Source organism: Pseudomonas sp. P4_C1 (assembly GCF_056402155.1).
Genome location: NZ_JBFUHY010000017.1, coordinates 50136 through 75121, shown reverse-complemented (window position 1 = coordinate 75121; position 24986 = coordinate 50136). Strand labels below are relative to the sequence as shown.

19 protein-coding genes are annotated in these 24986 nt (G+C 62.1%); 5 read left to right on the top strand and 14 right to left on the bottom strand.

Going from position 1 to position 24986, the window contains the following annotated elements; translation table 11 throughout:
* Nucleotides 1-706 precede the first annotated feature (706 nt).
* Genes AC1DU9_RS13460 through AC1DU9_RS13445 form a run of 4 tightly spaced genes read left to right on the top strand, consistent with a single transcriptional unit; the run spans nucleotide 707 to nucleotide 5839 of the window.
* Nucleotides 707-1183 (top strand): formate dehydrogenase subunit gamma, encoded by a 477-nt coding sequence (locus AC1DU9_RS13460; protein ID WP_223460188.1) that lies wholly within the window; start codon nucleotides 707-709, stop codon nucleotides 1181-1183.
* On the top strand, nucleotides 1180-2742 hold the full coding sequence (locus tag AC1DU9_RS13455) for a formate dehydrogenase beta subunit (RefSeq protein ID WP_477810299.1): 1563 nt from the start codon (nucleotides 1180-1182) through the stop codon (nucleotides 2740-2742). The genes AC1DU9_RS13460 and AC1DU9_RS13455 overlap by 4 nt, the downstream gene beginning before the upstream one ends.
* The gene (fdhF, locus tag AC1DU9_RS13450) at nucleotides 2739-5621 is read left to right on the top strand and encodes a formate dehydrogenase subunit alpha (RefSeq protein WP_477810298.1); all 2883 of its coding nucleotides are present in this window, start codon (nucleotides 2739-2741) and stop codon (nucleotides 5619-5621) included. Before AC1DU9_RS13455 ends, fdhF begins: the two co-directional genes overlap by 4 nt.
* On the top strand, nucleotides 5618-5839 hold the full coding sequence (locus AC1DU9_RS13445; protein ID WP_477810297.1) for a formate dehydrogenase subunit delta: 222 nt from the start codon (nucleotides 5618-5620) through the stop codon (nucleotides 5837-5839). The genes fdhF and AC1DU9_RS13445 overlap by 4 nt, the downstream gene beginning before the upstream one ends.
* A 153-nt stretch (nucleotides 5840-5992) precedes the next feature.
* Here the strand turns inward: AC1DU9_RS13445 and AC1DU9_RS13440 are convergent, their stop codons facing one another.
* The 8 genes from AC1DU9_RS13440 to AC1DU9_RS13405 all read right to left on the bottom strand — a co-directional run bounded on the left by AC1DU9_RS13440 (nucleotide 5993) and on the right by AC1DU9_RS13405 (nucleotide 18000).
* Nucleotides 5993-6337, bottom strand: coding sequence for a potassium channel family protein (locus tag AC1DU9_RS13440; protein WP_223460182.1), 345 nt, complete (start codon nucleotides 6335-6337; stop codon nucleotides 5993-5995).
* Nucleotides 6338-6643: 306 nt separating this feature from the next.
* Complete coding sequence (locus tag AC1DU9_RS13435) at nucleotides 6644-8287, bottom strand: fatty acid--CoA ligase (protein WP_477810296.1); 1644 nt, start codon at nucleotides 8285-8287, stop codon at nucleotides 6644-6646.
* A 24-nt stretch (nucleotides 8288-8311) separates the two neighbouring features.
* Entirely contained in the window at nucleotides 8312-10090 is a 1779-nt protein-coding gene (locus AC1DU9_RS13430) for an acyl-CoA dehydrogenase C-terminal domain-containing protein (RefSeq protein ID WP_477810295.1), read from the bottom strand.
* Between the two features lie 6 nt (nucleotides 10091-10096).
* Complete coding sequence (locus AC1DU9_RS13425) at nucleotides 10097-12616, bottom strand: efflux RND transporter permease subunit (protein WP_477810294.1); 2520 nt, start codon at nucleotides 12614-12616, stop codon at nucleotides 10097-10099.
* Nucleotides 12617-12632: 16 nt separating this feature from the next.
* Nucleotides 12633-13724, bottom strand: coding sequence for a WD40/YVTN/BNR-like repeat-containing protein (locus AC1DU9_RS13420; RefSeq protein WP_477810293.1), 1092 nt, complete (start codon nucleotides 13722-13724; stop codon nucleotides 12633-12635).
* Between the two features lie 181 nt (nucleotides 13725-13905).
* The gene (locus tag AC1DU9_RS13415) at nucleotides 13906-15264 is read right to left on the bottom strand and encodes a DUF1329 domain-containing protein (protein WP_223460172.1); all 1359 of its coding nucleotides are present in this window, start codon (nucleotides 15262-15264) and stop codon (nucleotides 13906-13908) included.
* A gap of 41 nt (nucleotides 15265-15305) precedes the next feature.
* On the bottom strand, nucleotides 15306-17309 hold the full coding sequence (locus AC1DU9_RS13410) for a DUF1302 domain-containing protein (protein WP_477810292.1): 2004 nt from the start codon (nucleotides 17307-17309) through the stop codon (nucleotides 15306-15308).
* Nucleotides 17310-17433: 124 nt separating this feature from the next.
* Nucleotides 17434-18000, bottom strand: coding sequence for an RBBP9/YdeN family alpha/beta hydrolase (locus tag AC1DU9_RS13405; RefSeq protein WP_223460168.1), 567 nt, complete (start codon nucleotides 17998-18000; stop codon nucleotides 17434-17436).
* A 356-nt stretch (nucleotides 18001-18356) separates the two neighbouring features.
* Between AC1DU9_RS13405 and AC1DU9_RS13400 the strand changes: the two genes are divergently transcribed.
* Entirely contained in the window at nucleotides 18357-19373 is a 1017-nt protein-coding gene (locus AC1DU9_RS13400; RefSeq protein ID WP_223460166.1) for an AraC family transcriptional regulator, read from the top strand.
* Between the two features lie 179 nt (nucleotides 19374-19552).
* Here AC1DU9_RS13400 and AC1DU9_RS13395 read toward each other — a convergent pair whose 3' ends face one another.
* The 6 genes from AC1DU9_RS13395 to AC1DU9_RS13370 all read right to left on the bottom strand — a co-directional run bounded on the left by AC1DU9_RS13395 (nucleotide 19553) and on the right by AC1DU9_RS13370 (nucleotide 24981).
* A complete protein-coding gene (locus AC1DU9_RS13395; RefSeq protein WP_223460164.1) occupies nucleotides 19553-20563 on the bottom strand; it encodes a YeiH family protein in 1011 nt (336 codons plus the stop codon).
* A complete protein-coding gene (locus AC1DU9_RS13390; RefSeq protein ID WP_477810291.1) occupies nucleotides 20560-20886 on the bottom strand; it encodes a Rieske (2Fe-2S) protein in 327 nt (108 codons plus the stop codon). The genes AC1DU9_RS13395 and AC1DU9_RS13390 overlap by 4 nt, the downstream gene beginning before the upstream one ends.
* Nucleotides 20883-21545: a DsbA family oxidoreductase gene (locus tag AC1DU9_RS13385; protein ID WP_477810290.1), complete on the bottom strand. Its 663-nt coding sequence runs from the start codon at nucleotides 21543-21545 to the stop codon at nucleotides 20883-20885. Before AC1DU9_RS13385 ends, AC1DU9_RS13390 begins: the two co-directional genes overlap by 4 nt.
* Nucleotides 21542-22873: an MFS transporter gene (locus AC1DU9_RS13380; protein ID WP_477810289.1), complete on the bottom strand. Its 1332-nt coding sequence runs from the start codon at nucleotides 22871-22873 to the stop codon at nucleotides 21542-21544. Before AC1DU9_RS13380 ends, AC1DU9_RS13385 begins: the two co-directional genes overlap by 4 nt.
* 92 nt (nucleotides 22874-22965) lie before the next feature.
* Nucleotides 22966-24018, bottom strand: a complete 1053-nt coding sequence (locus tag AC1DU9_RS13375; RefSeq protein ID WP_223460156.1) for a beta-keto acid cleavage family enzyme — start codon at nucleotides 24016-24018, stop codon at nucleotides 22966-22968.
* 114 nt (nucleotides 24019-24132) lie between these two features.
* A complete protein-coding gene (locus tag AC1DU9_RS13370) occupies nucleotides 24133-24981 on the bottom strand; it encodes a TauD/TfdA dioxygenase family protein (protein ID WP_477810288.1) in 849 nt (282 codons plus the stop codon).
* Between the last annotated feature and the right edge of the window lie 5 nt (nucleotides 24982-24986).

Below are 24986 nucleotides of genomic sequence, written 5' to 3'. Positions count from 1 at the left end.
CTACACCGCGGGCCGTAGGACCACGCTAACTCATTGATATTTCGGAAAACTTAATTAATCACTGACTGCTGTTTTGAGTAATTACGAAACAACGTGAAATATTTTTCTAAACCGCTCCATCTGCTTGTCTGCTCCCGGTGCTACATCCTTATGTAATTTTGTATTAGTGGGTTCCTGTCTTCAGTGCTAAAGGCGACACCCTTAAATTCGAACTTGATATGGACAGTTGAAAATCAACCAGGTTTTTCGCAGCATGCTGGAACGGCTGCGTCATCATTTGCGTCCATCGCGAGCACGCTCGCTCCTACAGCGTTTTCAGCAGTTCTGAGCCTTGGTTTGCCCTAGGATCTGATGCTTTTTTTGTCATGTAATGCTTGCTATACATCAGCCATCGACAAGCCCTTCGGGCATTAGGCCAGTGTGTGAACGCCCCTTGCAGCGCTCATCTAGACTTAATGATAGTCGTAGACAGAACCAAACACGTCGCTCTGGTGCAGCCGATTCAAGGGCCGCGTGGCAATCTGGCTTTTATGCCCCTTTAGAGGTGCGGCGAAGACCGTGCCGGGCGCAACAAGATGCCCGCTCAGGGTGCCCTGGCCGACGGTCTGTAGATGCCACGATACCGTGACGTGGCGTGAATGCCGCAGCCGACACTTTCGGACAACCGACAACCACCTGGTTTGTCCGTGACTGTGAGGATTGCTGAATGCCTGATGAGATGTTGCACCTGCCTGTGGTCAACAGTCTGCTGGAGCGCCACAAGGGCTCTGCGGGTGCGCTGTTGCCCATTCTTCATGATATTCAGGAGAGCATCGGTTACATCCCCGATGTCGCCGTCCCCGAGATTGCCCATGCCCTCAACCTGAGTCAGGCCGAGGTTCGCGGGGTGATCAGTTTTTACCATGACTTCCGTACCGCACCGCCCGCGCGGCATATCCTGCGGTTGTGCCGGGCCGAGTCCTGCCAGAGCCGCGGTGCCGAGCAGTTGGCCGCGCAGTTGCGCGAGCGCCTGCAACTGGACGATCACGGCAGCAGCGCCGATGGCAGCATCAGTTTGCGTCCGGTGTATTGCCTTGGTGCTTGTGCCTGTTCGCCCGCTCTGGAGCTGGATGGCCGGGTGCATGCGCGGCTCAGTGCCGAGCGGCTGGATGCCCTGCTCGACGCTTGCCGGGAGGACGCATGATGCCGACGCTCTATCTGCCTTGTGATTCTCTTGCCCGTGCCGTGGGTGCCGATGAGGTCGCTGTGGCCCTGATCACTCAGGCCCGGGAACGCAATCTGCCGCTGGAGCTGCAGCGCACCAGTTCGCGCGGTCTGTATTGGCTGGAACCGCTGCTGGAAGTGGACAGCCCGCAAGGTCGTATCGGCTTCGGTCCGCTGACGGCGGCCGATGTGCCGTCGGTGCTTGATGCGCTGCAAGGCGAGCCATCCACGCATCCGCTGGCCTTGGGCCTGGTGGAAGAATTGTCTTATCTGAAGTCTCAACAACGCCTGTTGTTCGCCCGCGCTGGCATTACCCAGCCGCTGTCGCTGGAGGATTACCGGGCCCACGGCGGTTTCGAGGGTTTGACCCAGGCCATCGCCATTGGCGGCGAGCAGACCGCGACGGCAGTGTTCGATTCCGGCCTGCGTGGCCGTGGCGGCGCAGCCTTCCCCGCCGGGATTAAATGGCGCACGGTGCGTGGCACTCAGGCTGCGCAGAAGTACATTGTGTGCAACGCCGACGAAGGCGACTCCGGTACCTTTGCCGACCGCATGTTGATGGAAGGCGACCCCTTCCTGCTGATCGAAGGCATGGCGATTGCCGGCATTACCGTCGGCGCCACCTACGGCTACATCTATGTGCGCTCGGAATATCCGGATGCCGTGGCCACGCTGCGTGCAGCGTTGAACATCGCCCGAGATGCCGGTTACCTGGGCGCCGATGTCGGCGGCAGCGGCCAGGCCTTCGACATGGAAGTGCGCGTCGGTGCCGGTGCCTACATCTGCGGTGAAGAAACCGCGCTGCTGGACTCCCTCGAAGGCAAGCGCGGGATCGTTCGCGCCAAGCCACCGATTCCGGCGTTGCAGGGGTTGTTCGGCCTGCCGACGCTGGTGCACAACGTGCTGACCTTGGCCTCGGTGCCGCTGATTCTGGCCAAGGGTGCGCAGTTTTATCGCGATTACGGCATGGGTCGCTCGCTGGGCACCATGCCCTTCCAGTTGGCGGGCAATGTTCGTCGCGGCGGTCTGGTGGAACGGGCCTTTGGCCTGACCTTGCGGGAGCTGGTGGAAGATTACGGCGGCGGCACTGCCAGTGGCCGGCCGTTGAAGGCGGCACAGGTGGGCGGCCCGCTTGGCGCCTGGGTGCCACCTTCGCAATTCGACACGCCGCTGGATTACGAAGCCTTTATGGCCATCGGCGCGATGCTCGGTCACGGTGGTGTGGTGGTGGCTGACGACACCCTGGACATGGCCCGCATGGCACGCTTCGCCATGCAGTTCTGCGCCGAGGAATCCTGTGGCAAATGCACGCCTTGTCGTATCGGTTCGACCCGTGGCGTCGAGGTGATCGACCGCCTGCTGGCCGCGCCAGACCAAAACAGTCGTGATGAGCAGGTGATCATCCTCAAGGACCTGTGCGACACCCTGCAATACGGTTCGCTGTGCGCGTTGGGCGGCATGACGTCTTATCCCGTGGCCAGCGCCCTCAAGCACTTCCCCGCTGACTTCGGTCTGCAAGCCTCGGAGGCCGAGCAATGATCACTCTCTTCGACCCGAAAACCGATATCGACCTCGGTACGCCGGCCCGCGACAGTCAGGTACAAGTCACCCTGAACATCGACGGCCGCAGCATCAGCGTGCCCGAAGGCACCTCGGTGATGCACGCCGCCGCGTTGCTGGGCACCACCATTCCCAAACTCTGTGCCACCGACAGCCTGGAACCTTTTGGCTCTTGCCGCATGTGCCTGGTGGAGATCGACGGCATGCGCGGTTATCCGGCGTCCTGCACCACGCCGGTCAGCGAAGGCATGAGCGTGCACACCCAGACGCCCAAGCTCGCGACCCTGCGCCGTAACGTCATGGAGCTGTACATCTCCGATCACCCGCTGGACTGCCTGACCTGCTCGGCCAACGGCAACTGCGAGCTGCAAACCGTGGCCGGTCAGGTCGGCCTGCGGGAAGTGCGTTATGGCTATGAAGGCGAGAACCATCTGGCCGACGTCAAGGACACCTCCAACCCCTATTTCGACTACGACCCGAGCAAGTGCATCGTCTGCAACCGCTGCGTGCGCGCCTGCGAAGAAACCCAGGGCACCTTTGCCCTGACCATTACCGGACGCGGTTTCGAATCCCGTGTGGCGGCAGCTGGTGGCGAGAACTTCCTCGACTCCGAATGCGTGTCCTGCGGCGCCTGTGTGCAGGCCTGCCCCACCGCGACCCTGATGGAAAAAAGCGTGGTCGAACTGGGGCAACCCGAACGCAGCGTAATCACCACTTGCGCCTATTGCGGCGTAGGCTGCTCGTTCCGTGCCGAGATGAAAGGCGACCAACTGGTGCGCATGGTTCCGGACAAGAACGGCCAGGCCAACCACGGCCACTCCTGCGTCAAGGGGCGCTTCGCCTGGGGCTACGCCACCCACCCGGATCGCATCACCAAGCCGATGATCCGCAAGCACATCAGCGACCCGTGGCAGGAAGTCAGTTGGGATGAAGCGGTGACCTACGCCGCCAGCGAATTCCGCCGCCTGCAGCAAAAATATGGTCGCGACTCCATTGGCGGCATCACCTCCAGCCGCTGCACCAACGAAGAAACCTACCTGGTGCAAAAACTGGTGCGCGCCGCCTTCGGCAACAACAACGTCGACACCTGCGCGCGGGTCTGCCACTCGCCGACCGGTTATGGCCTGAAGCAAACGTTGGGCGAGTCCGCCGGCACCCAGAGTTTCGACTCGGTGATGCAGGCCGACGTGATCCTGGTGATGGGCGCCAACCCCAGCGACGCCCACCCGGTGTTCGCCTCCCAGCTCAAACGCCGCTTGCGTGAAGGCGCGCGGCTGATCGTCATCGACCCTCGACGCATTGATCTGGTGGATACGGTGCATGCCCGCGCCGAGTATCACCTGGCCCTGCGCCCCGGCACCAACGTCGCCATGCTCAACGCCTTGGCTCATGTGATTGTCACTGAAGGACTGCTCAACCAGGCCTTTATCGACGCCCGTTGCGAGGGTAGCGATTTCGCGATCTGGAGTGAGTTTGTCAGCCGTGCGGAAAACTCGCCGGAAGCCCTTGGCCCTGTCTGCGGTGTACCCGCTGCCGACATCCGTGCCGCTGCGCGCCTGTATGCCACCGGTGGCAATGCGGCGATCTACTATGGCCTGGGTGTCACCGAGCACAGCCAGGGCAGTACTTCGGTGATGGGCATCGCCAACCTGGCCATGGCCACCGGCAACATCGGCCGCGAAGGCGTGGGCGTGAACCCGCTGCGTGGACAGAACAACGTCCAGGGCTCCTGCGACATGGGCTCCTTCCCCCATGAGCTGCCCGGCTACCGGCACGTCTCCAACGAGGTGGTACGAGCGCAGTTCGAACAGGCCTGGAACGTCACCCTGCAACCCGACCCGGGCCTGCGTATCCCCAACATGTTCGAGGCAGCCTTGGGTGGCAGCTTCAAGGGCCTGTATTGCCAGGGCGAAGACATCGCCCAGAGCGACCCCAATACCCAGCACGTCACCGCGGCTCTGTCGGCCATGGAATGCATAGTGGTGCAGGACATTTTCCTCAACGAAACCGCCAAGTTCGCCCACGTGTTCCTGCCGGGCTGCTCGTTCCTGGAAAAAGACGGCACCTTCACCAACGCTGAACGACGCATTTCCCGGGTGCGCAAGGTCATGGAGCCGCTGGGCGGCAAGGCCGACTGGGAAGGCACCGTAGCCCTGGCCAATGCCCTGGGTTACCCGATGAATTACCAGCACCCGTCGCAAATCATGGATGAAATCGCCAGCCTGACGCCGACTTTCACCAACGTCAGCTACGCGGAACTTGAGCGCCATGGCAGCCTGCAATGGCCGTGCAACGCCGAGGCACCGGACGGCACGCCGACCATGCACATCGAAGAATTCGTGCGTGGCAAGGGGCGCTTCATGCTCACCGGCTACGTGCCGACCGAGGAGAAGGTCAACAGTCGCTATCCGCTGCTGCTGACCACCGGGCGCATCCTCAGCCAGTACAACGTCGGCGCCCAGACCCGGCGTACCGATAACGTCGCCTGGCATGACGAAGACCGCCTGGAAATCCACCCGAGCGACGCCGAGAGCCGTGGCATCAACGAAGGTGACTGGGTCGGCATCGGCAGCCGCGCCGGGCAGACCGTGCTGCGTGCGCGGATTACCGAACGGGTCGCCCCGGGCGTGGTGTACACCACCTTCCACTTCCCGGAGTCGGGGGCCAACGTCATCACCACCGACAACTCCGACTGGGCCACCAACTGTCCGGAGTACAAGGTCACGGCCGTGGAGGTCAGCCGCGTTTATCACCCTTCGGAGTGGCAGAAGCGCTTCCAGGAATTCAGCGACGAACAACAGCGCCTGCTTGACGCTCGTCGCCAGGAACGCGGGACCAAAGCCGAGGTGCGCCGATGAGTACGGACAACCTGATCAAGATGGCCAACCAGATCGCCCAGTACTTTGCCAGCCAGCCGGACCAGCAACAGGCGGTGCTCAGCGTGCGCAATCATATACAGATGTACTGGGCGCCCAGCATGCGCAAGGAATTGCTGGCCTGGCAGACGGAGCATCAAGGGGCGGATTTGCACCCGCTGGTGCAGGCGGCGGTGACTGGGGCGGGTTGGGAGGCTTAGTCTTGGACGATCCCGACCGAACAGCTAAACAACTGTAGGAGCGAGCCTGCTCGCGATAGCGGTGTATCAGCCAGCACAAATGCTGAATGTTACGCAGCCATCGCGAGCAGGCTCGCTCCTACAGGGGGATTTGTGTTGTGGTTGGGATTTGCCCTACTCATCCCCCTTCCGCGCCGCCGTCACGGTCACTTCAATCGCCCGCACACTGATCGCCGCGAACGTCGCGGTCATCAGTACGCCGTTGAAACCCAGCAACACTGCCAGCACTCGCGAGACGCCCAATTTGGGCACCAGTTCTCCATAGCCGATGGTCAAGCCAGTCACGAAGGCGAAGTAGACACCGTCATCCGGGCTCCATCCTTCCAGTTGGGCGATGATGAGGCCGAACGCAATGATCACTATCAGCAGTATCGAGAAGATCGGCCACACCACTTTGAAATAGAACCAGACGGCTTTGTAGAACTCGTGGCGGACGTTTGATGCACGGGTGAAGTTCATGTCGCGGGCTTCCTGGGGTTTGGCTGGCCGGCATTTAAATACACGGCGGTTCAATACCCCGTTCAGCTTGGCACAAGCGCTGAAAACCGCGACCGACGGGGCGTTATCTTTGGCGAGGACTATGACAAAGATGACGCCCCGCAAACTATCCAGAAACCGCCTGGTGACGGTGGATTCTTGTAGGAGCGAGCCTGCTCGCGATGGTCGTTAACGATTACGCGTGTTTACTGGTTAAACGCGGCGCTCTCCAGTCCATCGCGAGCAAGCTCGCTCCTACAACAACAGCAGCAGTGGCAGGTTTATCCCTCAGTTCGCTTCAGTTTCCCGGATCAGCTTCTTGTTGATCTTGCCGACGCTGGTCTTGGGGATTTCGGTCACGAACTTGAACTGCTTGGGGATCGCCCATTTGTTGATGCGCCCGCCGTCGACGAAGGCTTGCAAATGCACCTCCAGGATCTTGCGGTCGAGGTATTGCCCCGGTTCGCAGACGACCATGGCCATGGGCCGTTCGCCCCATTGTTCGTCGGCAATGCCCACGACGGCGACGGACATCACGCCCGGGTGTTCGCTGATCAGGCTCTCCAGTTCCAGTGAGCTGATCCACTCGCCACCGGTCTTGATCACGTCCTTGATGCGGTCCTTGATTTCCACGCCGCCCAGTGGGTCGATCGAGGCCATGTCTCCGGTGTGCAACCAGCCGTTGTGCCACAGCTCCGCACCTTTGTCCGGGGCTTTCAGATAGCCTTGGGTCAGCCACGGCGCGCGCACCACGATCTCGCCCAGGGACTCGCCGTCATGGGCCACGTCATTGCCGTCGGCGTCGATGATCTTCAGGTCGACCATCGGCACCGGCGTGCCGGTCTTGATGCGGATCGGCAGTTGCGCTTCGGCGGACAGTTGCAGGTCTTCATCACGCAGGTACGTCAGGCACAGCAACGGACAGGTCTCGGACATGCCGTAGCCGGCGTGTACCACCATGCCTTTGGCATTGGCTTCGCTGGCAACGCCCAGGGTCAGCGCGCTGCCGCCCAGAAGCATTTTCCAGCCATCGAAGCGGGTCGCCTTGCCTTCTTCACAGTTGAGGATCATCTGCAAAATAGTCGGCACGCAGTGGGAGAACGTCACCTTCTCTTCGCGGTACAACCTGACCAGGCTGTTGGGCTCGTAGCGGCCGGGGTAGACCTGCTTGATACCCATCAGGGTCGCGACATACGGCACGCCCCACGCATGCACGTGGAACATCGGCGTGATCGGCATGTACACGTCATCGGAACGCAGCAGCGGCTGGCCCTGATAGGCGCCCAGGGTGCCGACGGCATTCAGGGTGTGCAGGACCAGTTGGCGGTGCGTGAAGTACACGCCTTTCGGGTCGCCGGTGGTGCCGGTGGTGTAGAACAGCGTGGCGACCGAGTTCTCGTCGAAATCGGGGAAATCGTACTGGTCCGGGGCCAGGGACAGCAGGTGTTCGTATTCGCCCAGCACCGGCAGCGAGGTCGTGGTCGCTTCATCGTCGGTGAGTTGCAGGTAGCCTTTTACGGTTTCCAGCCGTCCGTGGATCTGCTCGACCAGGGGCAGGAAATCATCATGCACCAGCACCAGGTCATCCTCGGCGTGGTTCATGGTGAACAGCACCTGCTCCGGCGACAGGCGAATGTTCACAGTGTGCAGCACCGCGCCGATCATCGGCACGGCGAAGAAGCACTCCAGGTAACGGTGGCTGTCCCAGTCGAGCAGCGCCACAGTGTCACCGGCCTTGACCCCGGCCGCCGTCAGCGCATTGGCCAGGCGGCGAATACGCTTGTTGAGGGTCTGGTAGCTGTAACGCAGCTTGTCGGCGTAGACGATTTCCCGACCCGGCTGGTAGCGCACGCCGGACAGCAGCAATTGCTTGATCAGCAAGGGATAGGCATAAGCGCCGTCGGCGGGCGGGATTATTTTTGTCGCCATCATGATTAAGGTTCCTTGTCCTTTCGATCAGAACTGATCGGCTTGCAGCTCGTAAAGGCAGTCGCTGCCGGCCTTGGCCGATGCGCTCAACGAGTGGATACGCGGCAGTAACCGGGCGAAATAGAAACGCGCGGTGGCCAGTTTGCTGATGTAGAAATCGTCTTCGGCATCGCCGCTCATGACGACCTTGGCCATGCGTGCCCACATGTAGGCGTACGCGGTGTAGCCGAACACGTGCAGGTACTCGACCGAGGCCGCGCCGATTTCGTTCGGGTTGTTTTGTGCCCGGTCCAGCAGCCACGCGGTCAGGTCGTCGAGGGTGTCGACGGCGGCGTTCAACGGCTGGGTGAACTCGCCGAGGTCCGTGCAGGCAGTGGCCGTGAAACTGCGGATTTCCGAGGCGAACAAGCGGTAGAGCGCCCCGCCGCTACCCACGATCTTGCGCCCGGCCAAGTCCAGGGACTGGATGCCGTTGGTGCCTTCGTAGATCTGGGTGATGCGCACGTCGCGCACCAGTTGCTCCTGGCCCCACTCACGGATGTAGCCGTGGCCGCCGAAGATCTGCTGGCCATGGATGGTCGTCTCCAGGCCCATGTCGGTAAGAAATGCCTTCGCCACCGGGGTCAGCAGCGATACCAGATCCTGCGCGCGTTGGCGTGTCGGTGCGTCTTCGCTGTACTTGGCGATGTCCAGTTGCAGGGCCACGTAACTTGAGAACGCACGGCCGCCTTCGTTCAAGGCTTTCATGGTCAACAACATGCGGCGCACGTCGGGGTGGACGATGATCGGGTCGGCAGCTTTGTCCTTGTGCTGCGCACCGGTTGGTGCACGGCTTTGCAGGCGGTCACGGGCGTATGCAACGGCGTTCTGGTACGAACGCTCACCCTGCGCCAGGCCCTGGATGCCCACGCCCAGACGCTCGTAGTTCATCATGGTGAACATGGCCGCCAGGCCTTTGTTCGGTGCGTCGACGATCCAGCCGGTGGCGCCGTCGAAGTTCATCACGCAGGTGGCGGAGGCCTTGATGCCCATCTTGTGTTCGATGGAGCCGCAGGACAGCGCGTTGTTTTCACCCAGCGAACCGTCGGCGTTGACCAGCACCTTGGGCACCAGGAACAGCGAGATGCCTTTCGGCCCGGCCGGTGCATCGGGCAGGCGAGCCAGCACCAAATGGATGATGTTTTCGGTCAGATCGTGTTCGCCACCGGTGATGAAAATCTTGCTGCCGCTGACCTTGTAGCTGCCATCGGCCTGGGGTTCGGCCTTGGTGCGGATCAGGCCCAGGTCGGTACCGGAATGGGCTTCGGTCAGGCACATCGAACCGGTCCAGGTGCCGGCGTACATGTTCGGCAAGTAAGCCGCTTTCAGTTCTTCGCTGGCGTGGGCCTTGATCGACAGGCAGGCGCCGGCGGTCAGCATCGGGTACAGGCCGAACGACAGACTGGCCGAGTTGACCATCTCTTCGACCTGCGCCGAAATCGCCTTGGGCATGCCCATGCCGCCGTACTGCGGATCACCGCCGACACCCACCCAACCGCCTTCGGCGAAGGCTTGATAGGCCTGGGCAAAACCGTCCGGGGCGGTGACCGCGCCGTCGTTCCAGGTGCAGCCCTGTTCGTCGCTGGCGCGGTTCAGTGGCGCGATCACTTCGCCGCTGATCTTGCCGGCCTCTTCGAGGATGGCGGCGGCGGTTTCCTCATCGATCACCTCGGCCAGGCCGGGCAATTGTGCCCAGAGCCGGGACACCTGGAAAACCTCGTTGAGTACGAAGCGCATGTCGCGCAGGGGAGCTTTGTAATCAGACATCTTGGCTTACTCGGAAGTGGTCACGGCATGGGGCATGCCGGGACGTTCAGTGGATTCAGCGTTTTCGGTTACCGCGACAGAACCGGGCTGAGGGGCCCGTTCGCGCAGCAGGAACCAGGACAGGGCCGGAATCAGGATCAGCGCGCCGAGCATGTTCCACAGGAACATGAAGGTCAGCAGGATGCCCATGTCGGCCTGGAACTTGATCGGCGACCACACCCAGCACACCACGCCGGCGGCAAGGGTGATGCCCACCAGCCCGACCACTCTGCCTGTGAACGACACGGCATTGCGGTAAGCCTGGGACAACGGCAAGCCCTGGCGCTGGAAGTGCAACTGCACGCTGAGCAGGTACAAGGCGTAGTCGACGCCGATGCCCACGCCGAGGGCGATCACCGGCAGGGTCGCGACTTTCACGCCGATGCCCATGGCCACCATCAAGGCTTCGCAGAGGATCGAGGTCAGCACCAGCGGCAACAGCGCCACCAGCGTGGCGCGCCAGCTGCGGAAGGTGATCAGGCAGAACAGCGTCACCGCCGCGTAGACGTAAAGCAGCATGGTGCGGTTGGCTTCGCGCACCACGATGTTGGTCGCGGCTTCAATACCGGCAGTACCGGCGGCGAGCAGGAACTGGCGATCCGCGGTGCTGTTTTCCCTGGCGAACTTGTCGGCAATCGCCACCACCGCATCCAGGGTTTCGGCCTTGTGATCCTTGAGGAAGGTGATCACCGGCATCAACGAACAATCGGTGTTGAACAGTTCCGGCGAGTTGACCGAGGCTTGCTGGGCGGCGTAGTTGAGCACGTCCTGGTTGCGCTGGATGCTGTTGAGCTTAGGGTTGCCTTCATAAGTGCCGGCGGTGATCTGCCGTACCGCGTTGACCAGCGAAGCCGTGGCCTGCACACCCGGATACTGTTGCAGCTCCCAGGCCAGGCGGTCGGCGAGGACCAGGGTCTGGTAGTTCAGGCAGCCTTCCGGCGCGGTCTTGATCATCACCGCGAACAGGTCGCTGGACAGCGCGTAATGCTGGGTGATGTAGGCGTTGTCGCGGTTGTAGCGCGAGTCGGCGCGCAGCTCCGGCGCCCCGCTGTCCAGGTCGCCGATTTTCAGGTTCAAGCTGACCACGTAGCCGCCAATGCCCATCAAGATGGCGACCAGCACGGCACCGGTGGCCCACTTGGCGGTGGTGAAGCGATCGAGCGCGTCCCACAGTCTGCCGAAGCCTTTGTGCTTCTCTGCGCGGTTGTCGATTTTCAGCGCACGCTCGGCGGCCTTGGCGCCGACTCCGACGTAGGACAGCGCCACCGGCATCAGCAACAGCGAGGTGAAGATCAGTACAGCGACACCGATGCTGGCGGTGATTGCCAGGTCCTGGATCACCGGGATGTCGATCAGCATCAACACCGCAAAACCCACCGCGTCAGCGAGCAACGCGGTAACCCCGGCGATGAACAGACGGCGGAAGGTGTAGCGCGCAGCGATCAGCTTGTGGGTGCCACGGGCGATGTCCTGCATGATGCCGTTCATCTTCTGCGCCGCGTGGGACACGCCGATGGCGAAGATCAGAAACGGCACCAGCACCGAGTACGGATCGATGGCGTAGCCGAGCCAGGCGACGATGCCCAGCTGCCAGACCACCGCGATCAGCGAGCAGCCGACCACCAGCAGGGTGCTGCGCACGCAACGGGTGTAGGCGTAGATGATGATCAGCGAAGTGGCCACGGCCAGGCCGAAGAACATCATCACCTGGATCAGGCCGTCGATCAGGTCGCCCATGAGCTTGGCGAAGCCGATTACCCGGACCTTGTAATGGCCGGTGCCTTCGACCCCGGATTTACGCGCAGCGCTGTCACCGACGTATTCGATCTTGTCGCGCAACTGCTCTTCGAGCATCTGCGAAAAAGCGTGGTAGTTGATGCGTTGGCCACCGGCCGCGGCTTTGTCCATCAGCGGCACGATCAGCATGGTCGACTTGAAGTCGCTGGCCACCAGGCTGCCAACGATGCCGGCGCGGGAGATGTTCTGGCGCAGCTGCTCAATATCGGAGGGCGAGCCCTGATAACTGTCGGGCATCACCGGGCCACCCTGGAAGCCGTCCTCGGTGACCTCAGTCCAGCGCACCGCCGGGCTCCACAGCGACTTCATCCACGCGCGGTCGACGCCTTCGGTGAGGAACAACTGGTCGTTAACCCGCTTGAGCACGTCGAGATATTCGGGATCGAAAATATCGCCCTGGGTGTTTTCGACCACCACCCGCACCGAGTTGCCCAGACCACGCAGCGAGTGGCGGTTTTCCAGGAAGTTCTGGATGTAGGGTTGGCTCTGCGGAATCATTTTTTCGAAGCTTGGGCGCAACTCCAGGCGAGTCACGGCCATGAAGCCCAGCACCACGGTGGCGAGCGCCATCAGCAGCATGAACAGCGGGCGGTAGTTGAACACCAGCCGCTCGAGGAGGTTGCCGGAGCGCTGGTCGAAATCCCGCAGTTCGCGGATCACCGGCATGGCGTCTTGTTTGATATTGCCCATGTCTGGGTTCTCGCTCTTAGGGTTCGAGGGCTGGGTCGGCGGACAGCGTCCGGGCACCACGGCTGCCGGCCAGCACCAAGGCGCCATCGGCGGACTGGGCGGCACCGGCGACCGGGGTCGGTGCCGGTTGCCGCACCAGATGCAACTGCGCACCCGTCCCCTGGCTGACCAGCATCTGCCCGCCCTGGGTGAACAAGCGATAGTTGCCACGGGCATCGATCAGGCCCGCGGTGATGCTGACGTGCAGGCCGCTGTCCAGCGCAGTCCAGCTCTGGCCGCCGTCGGTGCTGCGCAGCACGTTGCCGCGCAGGCCGTAGATCAGCACTTCGCCAGGCTTGCCGAGCACGCCGAAGAAGCTGCCTTGATAAGGCGTCGGCATGGCATTGAAGCGTTGGGCGCTGTCGTCCCACTTGAGCAACAGGCCTTGCTCGCCAGCGATGTACACACTGTCACCGGTGGAGGCGATGGCGTTGAGGTGGAAACCTTGCGGGTTGTCAGTGCGGTCCTGGAATGGCGTCCAGGTCAGGCCACCATCGTCGGTGCGCAGGATCAGGTTGAATACGCCGACCACATAGCCGGTTTTGTCGTTGGCGAACCAGACGTCGAGCAGCGGTTTGTCCGCGCCCTGATCGGCTAGTCGTTGGCCTTCCATAGCCAACTGGGGCCATTGCTCATTGCCCGGTTCGGCGCTGGCCAGCGCCGTGTAATGCTTGACCAGCAAGGCGCCGATCTGGCGACCGTCGAGTTGCTTGTGCCAGGTCGCACCGGCGTCAATGCTGTGCAGCACTACGCCGTCATTACCCACCGCCCAGCCCTGGGTGGTGGTCGGAAAATTCACCGCAGTGAGATCGGCACTGACCGGCACGGCGGCCTGCTGCCAATGCTTGCCGGCATCATCGGAAAACAGAATATGGCCACGCTGGCCGACGGCGATCACGCGCCCGCCGGCGCGGGCCATGCCGGACAAAGGGCTGTTGATCGCCAAGGCGCTGACCCTGGCGGGCAGGTCCAGCACATCGACGTAATTGGCCGCCTGGGCGATGCCGTGCGACAGGCCGAGCACGACACCAAACGCCAGCCGCAAAATATTATTTTTATACGAACACATACTGCGTCCTCATCGGAAAACCGCGCCACACCTCGCGCCGTGCAGCTCATGAGGGAGCGAGCCTGCTCGCGATGGACGTTAACGATGACGCGTGCTTTCTGGATGCCCGCGTCGCCCTCTGGTCCATCGCGAGCAGGCTCGCTCCCACAGTGGATCATGCGAGCGTTTGCTTGCGGTTGGCTTAGCGAATGCCGGCGCCGGCCAGGGATTCCGAAGACCACTGCGCCTTGGAGAGCGGCTCGATGTACTTAATGCCGCCGTAAGGGCCGACTACACCGTTGATGTTGTACGAACCACCGACCAGGTCGTAGATCATGAAGGGCGTCGAATCCGGAACCTGCTTGTCGTAGCTCTGGCTCAGGAAGGCAAACGAACCACGATAGAGCTGACCACGGGCGTCATATTGATCCGAGGCCAGAGCGGTCCAGCTGTCTTCGTCGAGGTAGAAGCGGCGCTTGGCGTAGATGTGACGGGCACCGGCCTTGAGGTTGCCTTCGACGACCCATACACGGTGTTTCTCCCAGCGCACGAAGTCCGGTGCCAGGTGATTGGCCGTGGTCAGCGACTTCGGATCCTGCACGTAGGTCAGCTTGTAGGTGTTGTAGGGCACGATCATTTCCTGCTTGCCGACCAGTTTCCAGTCGTAGCGATCCAGTGCACCGTTGAACACGAACACGTCATCGTAGGTGCCCGCACCGGCGGTACCCGGGTTAGGCGTGTCGTAGGCCAGGCTCGGCGCCAGTTTCACTCGACGCTGGCCCGGCAGGTATTGCCAGGCGCGACGCGGCTGCTGCAACGGGTTGGCGGCGTCCTTGAGCATGATCGCCTCACCGGCCCGGCGCGCAGGGCCGGTGTACGCCAGCTTCATCTGGTAGTACACGTCGGCGCTGCTGATCGGCTGCGAGAGGTTTTCATAGATCGGGTAGGAGATGTTCGCTTGCCCGGTAGTCGCCAGGCTAGGAACGCCCGCGGAGTCAACGTTCCAGGAGTCGTACTTGGAGCTGATGCTGACGCCTTGGTAGCGCAACAGGAAGTTCCACATCGCTTCGTTGCCCGTCTGCGGAATCGGGAACGGAATGCCCGGCAGCACGTTGTCGATGGCCAGGCCACCTTCCAGGGATTTGGCGCCGCTGGCGTTCTTCACGCCGTTATCCAGAATCGCTTGAGGCAGCGAAACGGTGCGATGCGTCGGGAACACGTCGACACGGAACGTCGGGAAACGCTTGGCCAGTTCTACCGTGGTCGCCGTGAGCAGGCCCTTGTACTGATCGACGTTCTTGCCGTCGATCACCAGCAGCGGCTTTTCACTGGCAAACGGATCCGGGCGCATGCTGTCGCCGGCCTTGAAGCTCGCCGGCGCAGTGGTCAAGCCACCGTTATAGGCAGGAATGGAACCATCAGCGTTCCCGGCTTTTTCAGCCCCTGCCTGTGTCAGGCTGGTGCCCAGTTTGGCAGCTTCCTGGGTTGAAACAGCGGCCTGTGCCTGGGCGGCAAGGACCATGGCCAGCGAAGCGGCCAACACGGTTTGTGCGAATTTCATCTTGTTATTCTCCTGCTTGCATTGAGCAAATCAGTGGTGAATCAAAAGGTTGTTTTCATCGTCAGGTACACGGCGCCACGGTCCTCAGTCGTGGCACCCCCTCCGGAGAAGGACGAGTAGCCACCGGCGAAACAGGCGTAGTTTTCGTTGCCGCTAAAGGCGTTGGGCGTGGAGCCGTCACCGCCATTCGGGCCGGTACTCACACCGCTGACATTGCATTTTTCGGTTTTGCCGAAGGAGTCCACGTACTTCAGGTCAACGAAGTATTTGTTGTACACAACGGCACCCACGCCCACGGCATAGTTGCCGGTGTCCTTGGCACCGCCACCGGAGACCGGCGACACGCCAGCGAGACCGACGTTCACCGACATCGGCGCGTTGAGGTCGACACCGGGAAACACCTGGTACCAGGTCGGCGTGAAGTTGACCGCGATGCCCCAGTTGTCACGGGTCGGCGCGTCGATGCCGCGATAGCTGTCCTTGCCCTTGTAGAGTGCCGAGTTCTTGTCATCGAGCTTGAGCAGGTTGCTGTAGTACAGCTCGGCAAGCACGGTTGCCTGATCGAACACCGGCGTTTTCGGCAGGGTCATCAGACCGTTGAGCGTCCAGTGCAAGGTGTCACCGGTGGCGCTCATGCTGTCGCCGCGGCTCGGGGTGTCGTAGACCACACCGGTGGCGTCGGTACGTGCAGGCAGCAGACCAAGCCCTTGCCCCAGGCCCAGCGGGCTGCGGGTACTGACGATCGCCGGGATACTGGCCAGCGGCATGTTGTGACGGATGTTCAGGTCCGAACCGACGCTGATCCCGCCCACGTCCTTGGACAGGCTCAGGCCAAGGATCTTGATGTTGTCGGCATAGGCCATCTGATAGGTGGCGGTGTCCAGCGAATTGAGGGTGTTGATCACCGCAGGCACTTGCCCTGCCGGCCGGGTGCCGTTGGGGTTGGCCGAGGTGATGCCCCTGGCGTCCAGAAAGGCTTGCGGCAGGATTTCCGAAGTCTCGCGGTAGTAGACGCCGAGGGTGCCATCGAGCCAGGCCGGTGACCACTTGGCCATGACGCCCCAGTCGCCGCTGCTGCCCGGTGTCAGGTCATGTCCGCGACGCACGTTGGTCAACGCATTGCACGGCGCCAGGCCACAACCCAGCGGACTGCCGGGCACCACGCCGTTGGTGTTGCCGAGCAGGAACGATTGCGCACCAAAGCCGACCAGATCGGAACCACCGTAGTAAGTACCGGCTTCCGGCAGACGCGCGGCGTCCCAATCGAGGAAGTACTGGGCACCCACGGTCAGCTCGGGATTGACGGTGAACGACATCGACAACTGGTTACGCGGGACAAACAGTTCCTTGGCTTCGGTGCCCGGCGACGCGGCAAGCTTGGCCAGGTCGAGGCCGGACTGACCATAGCTGACCGAGTGCACCGGGTTGAGAATGGTCTCGCCCCAGAACACGTTGTGCTGACCGGCCTTGACGCTGAACATCGACTCCTCGCCCACTTCGGTGCTGTAGAACACGAAGGCATCGAGGATTTCGCCCGAAGGACCGCTGTAGTAGCGCTGGGCATAGTTGCTCAGGTGCGAGCTGCCATTGCCGACGTTGTCATGGGTCACCCCGGCCAGGCGCGGGTCGTTGGCGATCAGGCCCGAACGCGCATCGTTGCCGTTGACGAACGGGTTGGAATTGGAACCGGTGTTGTCATAGGCCTTGTCGTACCAGCTGGCGGCGCTGACGCGAAAACCCATGGCGTTCTTGTAGACCACATCCATTTCGGTCAACAGGTCGATACGGTTGGTGATGTTGGTGCCGGCCTTGCGGAAGTTGAAGTCGCCGTCGTTGTTGTTCGGCGTTCCCAACATGCGTTTGTCAGCGCTTTCGGTGCGTACGCCGTAGTTGTACTTCACGGTGTTATCCAGACGCGCGGTCCAGTCCGGATTGCCCAGATCGAGCTCGAACCCATGGGCCGTCGGCGCGATGACGGCCAGAATGGCCGAGGCCAGCAAGGTGTAGCGTGCTGCAGTGAAGCCGTGACTCTTATTGTTGTGCATTGCGTTGTCTCCGCCTTTTTGTATTTGTTTTAAGCGCAGCCGCCCTCGCGCAAGCCTCTGTGGGTTTGCGTTTAAGGAATGAGGGCAAATGCCGGTTGGCGTACTGCCAGTCCAGCTCCTTGTACTAGCGATCCAGCTCCTGGATGAGTGCCTCGGCTTGCTGCCAATGGCCAAATCCTGCGGCCGGATTGAGATGGCCGACATCGCCCAGATCGAGCAATTCAGCGCCCCAGCCTTCCGCCATGCGGGTGACCGCAGCAAGACTGGCCAGGTGATCGTTGGTGCTGCCGGTCACGATGCTGCGAAATGGCAGCGGGCCCAGGGGCAGAGGATTCCAGCCCTGGCTACGCAGGGTTTCGGAAGAAGGATAGTTTGCCGGCCAGACCGCATCGAGGTCCGGTGGCGCGGCCAGCAAGGCGCCCTTGATCGGACGGCTGTAGTGCGCAGCCCAGTGCGCGACCATCAGCACGCCGGCGCTGTGGGCCACCAGAATCACGGGCCCGTCGATCTGTTCGAGTTCGTGTTGAATCGCCCGCACACGGGCCATGCAATCGAGTTTGTCGGTCGTAAGCGGCGCAACACTGCGCACGTTGCTCAGCCTGGCGGCAAGCAATGTTTGCCAATGTTCGGCCACGTGCTCGCGCAGACCCGGAACGATCAGAATGGTGGCGGCAGTTTGCAGTTTGTCCACGGTCAACACCTTCGCTTTCTCGATAACTCGACTGGCTGTTTTCGCCAGGGGCTTTTTGTAGGGTCGACATTAAAGAGCGCCCACCCGAAGCGCTTTACATTGGACGTCAGGCACTTTTCTTTTGATGACAAATTGTCGGACAGCAGGACAGCGCGACCGCCGGTCGAAAAATCCCCCAGGTTGGCGCAAGGTCACTGTAATCAACGGATGAGCGCTGATGGCTCCCTGCAGCGTAGAAGATTGGTGACCGGACAGCATGAAAACCATCAACGACATGACAACTGTTCAACTGTTGATACGCTGGATATAGTCGCCACGCTCACGCCAACCGCCATCGGCCCAGGGAAGACTTTCGCATGACCAAGCTTGTTCGCGCCGCTGTCTTGACCAACTACCTGGAGGTCACCCAGTACCTGGGTTTCAACCCACGCGACGTGCTGGCCGCTGTCGGCCTGAGCAGAGCCCAACTGCAAGCCCCTGAACACCGTATCCAGATCGATGCCGCCGTGCGCTTGCTGGAAGACTCGGCCGCCGCCAGCGGCTGCCAGACCTTCGGCCTGAGCATGGCCGAGTCGCGCCAACTCTCGGACTTCGGCGTGGTCAGCCTGCTGCTCAGCCACCAGCGCACCCTGCGCGATGCCTTGCAGGTCGTGGTGGATTATCGGCACCTGATGAACGACTCGCTGGCGATCTTCATCGAAGAGGCCGGCAAGATGGTGATCATTCGCGAAGAGGTGGTCACCGAAACGCCCATGCCCAGCCGCCAGGCCACGGAGCTGGCCATCGGCGTGATGTTCCGGTTGTGCTCGGCCCTGCTCGGCTCGCACTGGCACCCCTACAGCGTCAACTTCATGCACCAGCCACCGGACAACCTGCACCTGCATCGCCGCTTGTTCGGCTGCAACCTGGAGTTCGGCAGCGAGTTCAACGGCATCGTCTGCCCGGACGTCAGCCTCGACATGACCAACCCCAACGCCGACCCGGCCATGGCCCGCTACGCCCAGGGCTACCTCGACTCGCTGCAGAACCACGAAGGCGCCTCGATGCTGTTCGAGGTGCGCAAGGCCATCTACCTGCTGCTGCCCATGGGGCGCGCCACCATCGAACAGGTCGCCCAGAGCCAGGGCATGAACGTGCGTACCCTGCAACGCCGCCTCAAGGACGACGGCTGCGCCTTCAACGACGTGATCAACGACGTGCGCCGCGACCTGGTGCTGCGCTACCTGGACAACCCGAACTACTCCCTCAGCCGCATTGCCGACATGCTTGGCTACTCGATGGCGAGTTCGTTTACGCGATGGTTTATCAGCCAGTTTGGAATGCCGCCGGCGACGTGGCGGGCGCAGAAACAGGCGGGGGCGAAGTCGTCCTGACAGCCCGGCAAAAAAAAACGGCGACTGCTGGCACAGTCACCGAAAGCGCGAAATTAAAATGCAATCCCTGTAGGAGCGAGCCTGCTCGCGATGAGGGAGTGTCAGTCGACATCAATGCTGAATCTCGGACCGCTATCGCGAGCAGGCTCACTCCTACAGGTTTTGTGTCTGGCTGAAGACTAGAGCCCCCAGCGCAGCAACAACAGCACCAGCACCACCAGGAACACCGTCTCCCCCACCATCAGCAGAATCGGTTTGATCCCGACCGCCGCCAGCTCCTTGAGGCGGGTCTTCATGCCCAGGGCACTGATGGAAATCACCAGGCACCAGCGCGACAGTTCGTTGACCGATCCCTGCACCGCAGGCGCTATCCAGCCGGTGCTGTTGATGCAGGCCAGAATCAGAAAGCCGACGGCGAACCACGGCAACAGCGGCGGGCGCTTGCCGGTCGGATCGGCGCCTTGCATGCGGGTGATCATCGCCGCGGTGACGATCACTGGCAGCAGCATGGCAACGCGCATCAGCTTGACCACTGTGGCCGTGTCGCCGGTCTCGGTCGACATGCTGTAGCCGGCGCCGACCACTTGGGCCACGTCGTGGATCGTGGCGCCGAGGAATACGCCTGCGACCTGCGGCGACAACTCCAGCCAGTTGGCGATCATCGGGTAGACGATCATCGCCATCGTCGACAACGCCGAAACACCGATGACGGTGAACAGTGTGGCGCGTTCTTTCTGCGGATGGTTCGGCAGCGCCGCCGCCAGTGCCAGGGCCGCCGAGGCGCCGCAGATGGCCGTCGCGCCGCCGGTGAGCATGCCGAACAGGCGCTGGAAACCCAGGGCCTTGGCCGCGACCACCGAAACGCTGATGGTCACCACCACCAGAATCACTACCAGGGCTATCGGCTTCCAGCCCAGCGCCGCCATCTGCTCCAGGGTGATGCGCATGCCCAGCAGCGCCACGCCGATGCGCAGCACCGTGCGCGCAGTGAACTCGATACCGGCCTTGCACGGGCCGTCATCGGCGAGAAAATTCAGGGCCATGCCCAGCAGCAAGGCGAACAGCATGACCGGCGCACCGTAGTGCTCGGACAGGAACGACGCGGCGGCCGCCACGATCAGGCTGACGATAAGCCCCGGTGCCAGTTCGCGCGTGCGACTGTGGATACGGGTGAGAGCAATGGCGCTCATGGCGCGGACTCCTCGGATGCGATGACGATAAACGCCTGGCCGTCGATGTTCTCGACCGGGTAGTTGGTGACTTTGACCTGGGTGGAATTGAGCATGTAGCCGCTGCGCAAATCGAAGCGCAGGCCATGGGCGCAGCATTGAATCACCCGGCCCTCAAGGCGCCCGCCACACAGCGAGGCGCCCTGATGCGGGCAGCTGTCGTCGATGGCAAACAGCTGCCCGTCGACGTTGAACAGCGCCAGGCTTTTGTCATCGAATTCGAACAGCGCCCGGCCACCGGCCTGCGGGTGTTTGCCGGCAGGTACGGGAATGCGCCGGGTCATGCTGGCTGCCGCTCGCGGTCACTTTCCTTGAGGGCTTCGTTCATGGCCCCGAGCAGCGCCTGGGCAGGTTGCGCACCGATCACCGTCAGGCGACCGTCGAACTGAAAGCTCGGCACGCCACTGGTCGCGCCGGGGGATCCTGCAAATGGCGTGGCGTCGCCCTTCAGGCAATCGAGCACTTCGTTCGTGTCGACGCCGCAGGAGCGGGCAATGGCCAGCAAGGTCTCACGGCAACCGAGGTTTTCGCGTCTCAGGAAATAAGCGGCGAACAGGCGTTCGAGCAACATTTCACGCTGACTGGCATTGCCCAGTGCGCTGGCACGCTCGAACAAACGATGGGCGTCCGCGGTGTTGGGCATCGTCTCGATACGGCTGAGGTCGATGGCCAGTCCAACCGCCCCGGCAGCTTGCTGTACCTGGTTCTGACGCATGGCCACCGCGTCGGCATTGCCCAGGYGCTTGCGGTAGAAATCGGCGAAGGGTTCACCTTGTACCGGTATCTGAGGCAGCAACTGCACCCCGTGCCACGCCGTGGTGATCTGCACATCCGGGTGGCGGCTGCGAAACTGCACCTGCGCATGCTCCAGTTGGCGTTTGCCGATCAGGCACCAGGGGCAGATAAAATCGAAAAACACATCAATACGTAAACGACGACTCACAACTTCACCTCTATCCCGGCTTCACGGACAGGGTCAGGCACGCTCTGACCCTGAAGGCGGGCAATATCTTTGTGGTAATGACACTTGGCATAAAAGAACACCGCCGCCGCCGCGAGGCTGACCAGTGGCACCAGTTGAAACGCGGCATGCAGACCGATGAGGTCGGACACACGGCCAGTCAGGAACGGCCCGGGGGCCAGCCCCAGCAGGTTATTGGCCAGGGTCAGCGTGGCGAACGCCGTACCGTGGACGGAGTAATGGGTCAGGTTGGCAACCATCGCACCGGCGGGGCCAGTGGTGCCGGTGGCAATCGCCATGCCCAGACAGATCAGCGCCAGTTGCACAGGCCCTGCCGATAATGCGAACGCTGCCGACAGCAGCAGGCAACTGCCCAGGCAAAAACCAATGGCCAGGCTGACCTTGCGCTCCGGCGAGTTCCGACACAGGCGGTCGCTGAGCATGCCGCACAGGATCATCCCCGCGCCGCTGCACAACACGATGATCGCCGCCACGCCACCGGCCTTGTCGGTAGGCATGTCGTAGTAGCGGTTGAGGTAGCTGGGAATCCACACCATCACCGTGCCGCCGACGAACAACTGCAAGCCGCTGGCGACGTAGGTCGCTACCACCGAGCGGCTGGACCACAGCGTGCGCAGCGGACGCTTGACCGCGGCGGCCGTCTTGTTCGCAATCTGCGCGGCACGTTGTGGCGCAATGCGCGCTTCCTTGACGATGAGCGGATAGAGCACCGCCAGAAACAGGCCAAACAGCGACATGCCGGCGAACGACCAGCGCCAGCCCAGCTTGGCGGCAATCGCACCGCCCAAAGCCATGCCCAACACCGAACCGAACATGCCGCCGGCCATGAAGGCACTGGCCAGGGTGGCGCGCATGTGTTTGGGGAACACCGAGATCACCACGGCGATGCCCACGCTGCCGTAGGCGGCTTCGCCGACGCCGACCATGAATCGCGCGATGAACATCTGCTGGTAGTCCTGCGCCAGCGCGCAACCCAGGGTCGCCACGCTCCACAGGAACGCCATCAGCGCCAGGCTCTTGACCCGGCCGAAACGGTCGGCCATCAACGACAGGGGAAACGTCAGCAGGCCGACCATCAGGGCAACGATGCCGCTGAGCAGACCGAGCTGTCCGTCGCTCAACGCCCACTCAGTCTTGAGCAGCGGGAACACCGCGTTCAGTACCTGACGCGACATGTAATCGGAAATCAACAGGCCGAACGTCAGTGCAAAGACGATCCAGGCATATTGGCGCGCAACGCCGACTCCGCTGGAGTCGTCATCGTCAGCGGCGATTGGGTGAAAGGCCATGCAGCCTCCTCAAGAGCTTTGTTTTATTTTTGTTATCAAGCGTGTAACGGTCAGGCGGACGAGAGGTCACGGCCTCTCGTCCCGACCCTCGGTCAGCCGCGTTGCGGCACGCCTTTCTGCCCGGCCTTGCGGTTGGGGGCCATGCCGTTGGCCAACAGGGTTTCTTCGATGGTTTCGTACTGCACGCCGATGCGGTAGATCTCGCGGGCTTCTTTGCCGGTGGCGATTTCACGTCCCAGCTCATGGGCAATGCGCACGGTTTGCTGGATCTGTGCAACCGAGCCGAAACGATCGCCCTTGTGGTCAATGATAGTGTCTTCATTGCCTACGCGCGGGTGCATGCCCATGGCCATCGACATGGTGTTGAACGGCATGACGTTCTTGAGCAGCGATTCGGAGGTCACAGTAGAACCGTCCGGCGCGCGGTGGAGGAAGTTGAAGAAGTTGAACGGATTCGGACCATCGAAACCGCCGCCGATGCCGATCCAGGTCAGGTTCAACGGACCTTTGTAGACGCCCCTGCGCACCAGACGCTCAAGGGTTTCCAAGGCATGCATGCCGGTCAGCTGGAAGTGCGGCTGGATGCCGTTGTCCATCAGACGCTTGAGGTGCTCGGCAACCCAGGCCGGGCCAGCCGGTACGGTCATCTCGCTGTAGGCAGCCTGGATCATCGGGTTGGCCAGGGAGGTGCCTTCCAGGTATTCCGGATACAGCAGCTCCATGATGTTCATTTGCGTGGTGTTGATCGCGACCGTGACCTGATCCGGTTTCGGCGTCAGCTCGGCCAGCATGTGGCGGGTGTCGTCGGACAGCCACTTGGCCGCTTCGCCATCGCTTTCCGGAGCGAAGGAAATCGAACCGCCGACCTGGATGATCATGTCCGGCACGGCTTCACGTACACCGGCGATCAGCTCGTTGAACTTCGACAGGCGCTTGGAGCCCTTGCCGTCCAGCTCGCGCACATGCAGGTGCAATACGGTGGCCCCGGCTTCGTAGCATTCGACCGCTTTCTGGACTTGCTCATCCATGGTCAACGGGATGTCTTCCGGGAAGTCTTCGGGCATCCACTCCGGGCCGTACGGGGCCACGGTAATGACTACCTTTTCCATGTTTTCCGGGTGCAGGGAATCGTCGAAGAATTGCATGGTTACTCCAGTTCTTATGCCAGTTCTTATGATTGTTCCGTCCACCCGGGGTCGTGCCGGGTAGACGTGTTTACGAGTGCGAATGCTGCGAGTGCGGATGCCGGTGGCGTTCGATCAGAACGTCTTGTCGCCGATGATCCCGGCGCGTTCCATCTTGCGATGGCACGGCGGGTAATCCATGACGGCGTAGTGCTGGGTACTGCGGTTGTCCCAGATGGCGATGCTGTTGGGCTTCCAGCGCCAGCGCACCTGATACTCGGGGATGTACGCCTGGCTGATCAGGTAGCGCAGCAAATCACCGGCGCCGGGGTTGGCGTCCTGGCCGAAGCGCACCCGCTCAGGGGTGTGGTAGTTGCTGAAGTGGGTGGTGAACGCGTTGACGAACAGCACCTTCTCGCCGGTTTCCGGATGGGTGCGCACCACCGGGTGTTCGGCGTCCGGATACATCGCTTTGAGCGCCAGGCGTTTTTCAATCGGCATGGCGGCACCGAAGCTCGCTTCGATGCTGTGGCGGGCACGCAGATCGGCGATCTTGACCTTCACGTCTTCCGGCAAGTTCGCATAGGCCTGGACCATGTTGGCCCACATGGTGTCACCGCCGACCGGCGGGCATTCCACGCAACGCAGCACGCAACCCATCGGCGGTGCTTCACGCCAGGTGGCGTCGCTGTGCCAGGCGTTTTCGTAGCGGTCTGCCGGCTGGTCCGGTCTCTTGTAGATCTGCACCAGCCCCGGATGATCCGGATCGCTGCCGGCCACCGGATGATCCTCCAGCTCGCCGAAGCGTCGGGCGAAGGCAACATGCTCGGCGCGGGTGATGTCCTGATCGCGCAGGAACACCACGCGGTGCTTGAGCAACTGGGCGCGGATCTCGGCAAACAGGCCGTCGTCATGGACTGCGTCGGCGAGATTGACGCCGATCAGTTCGGCGCCGATGGAGCAGGTCAATTGTTCGACTTTCATGGCTG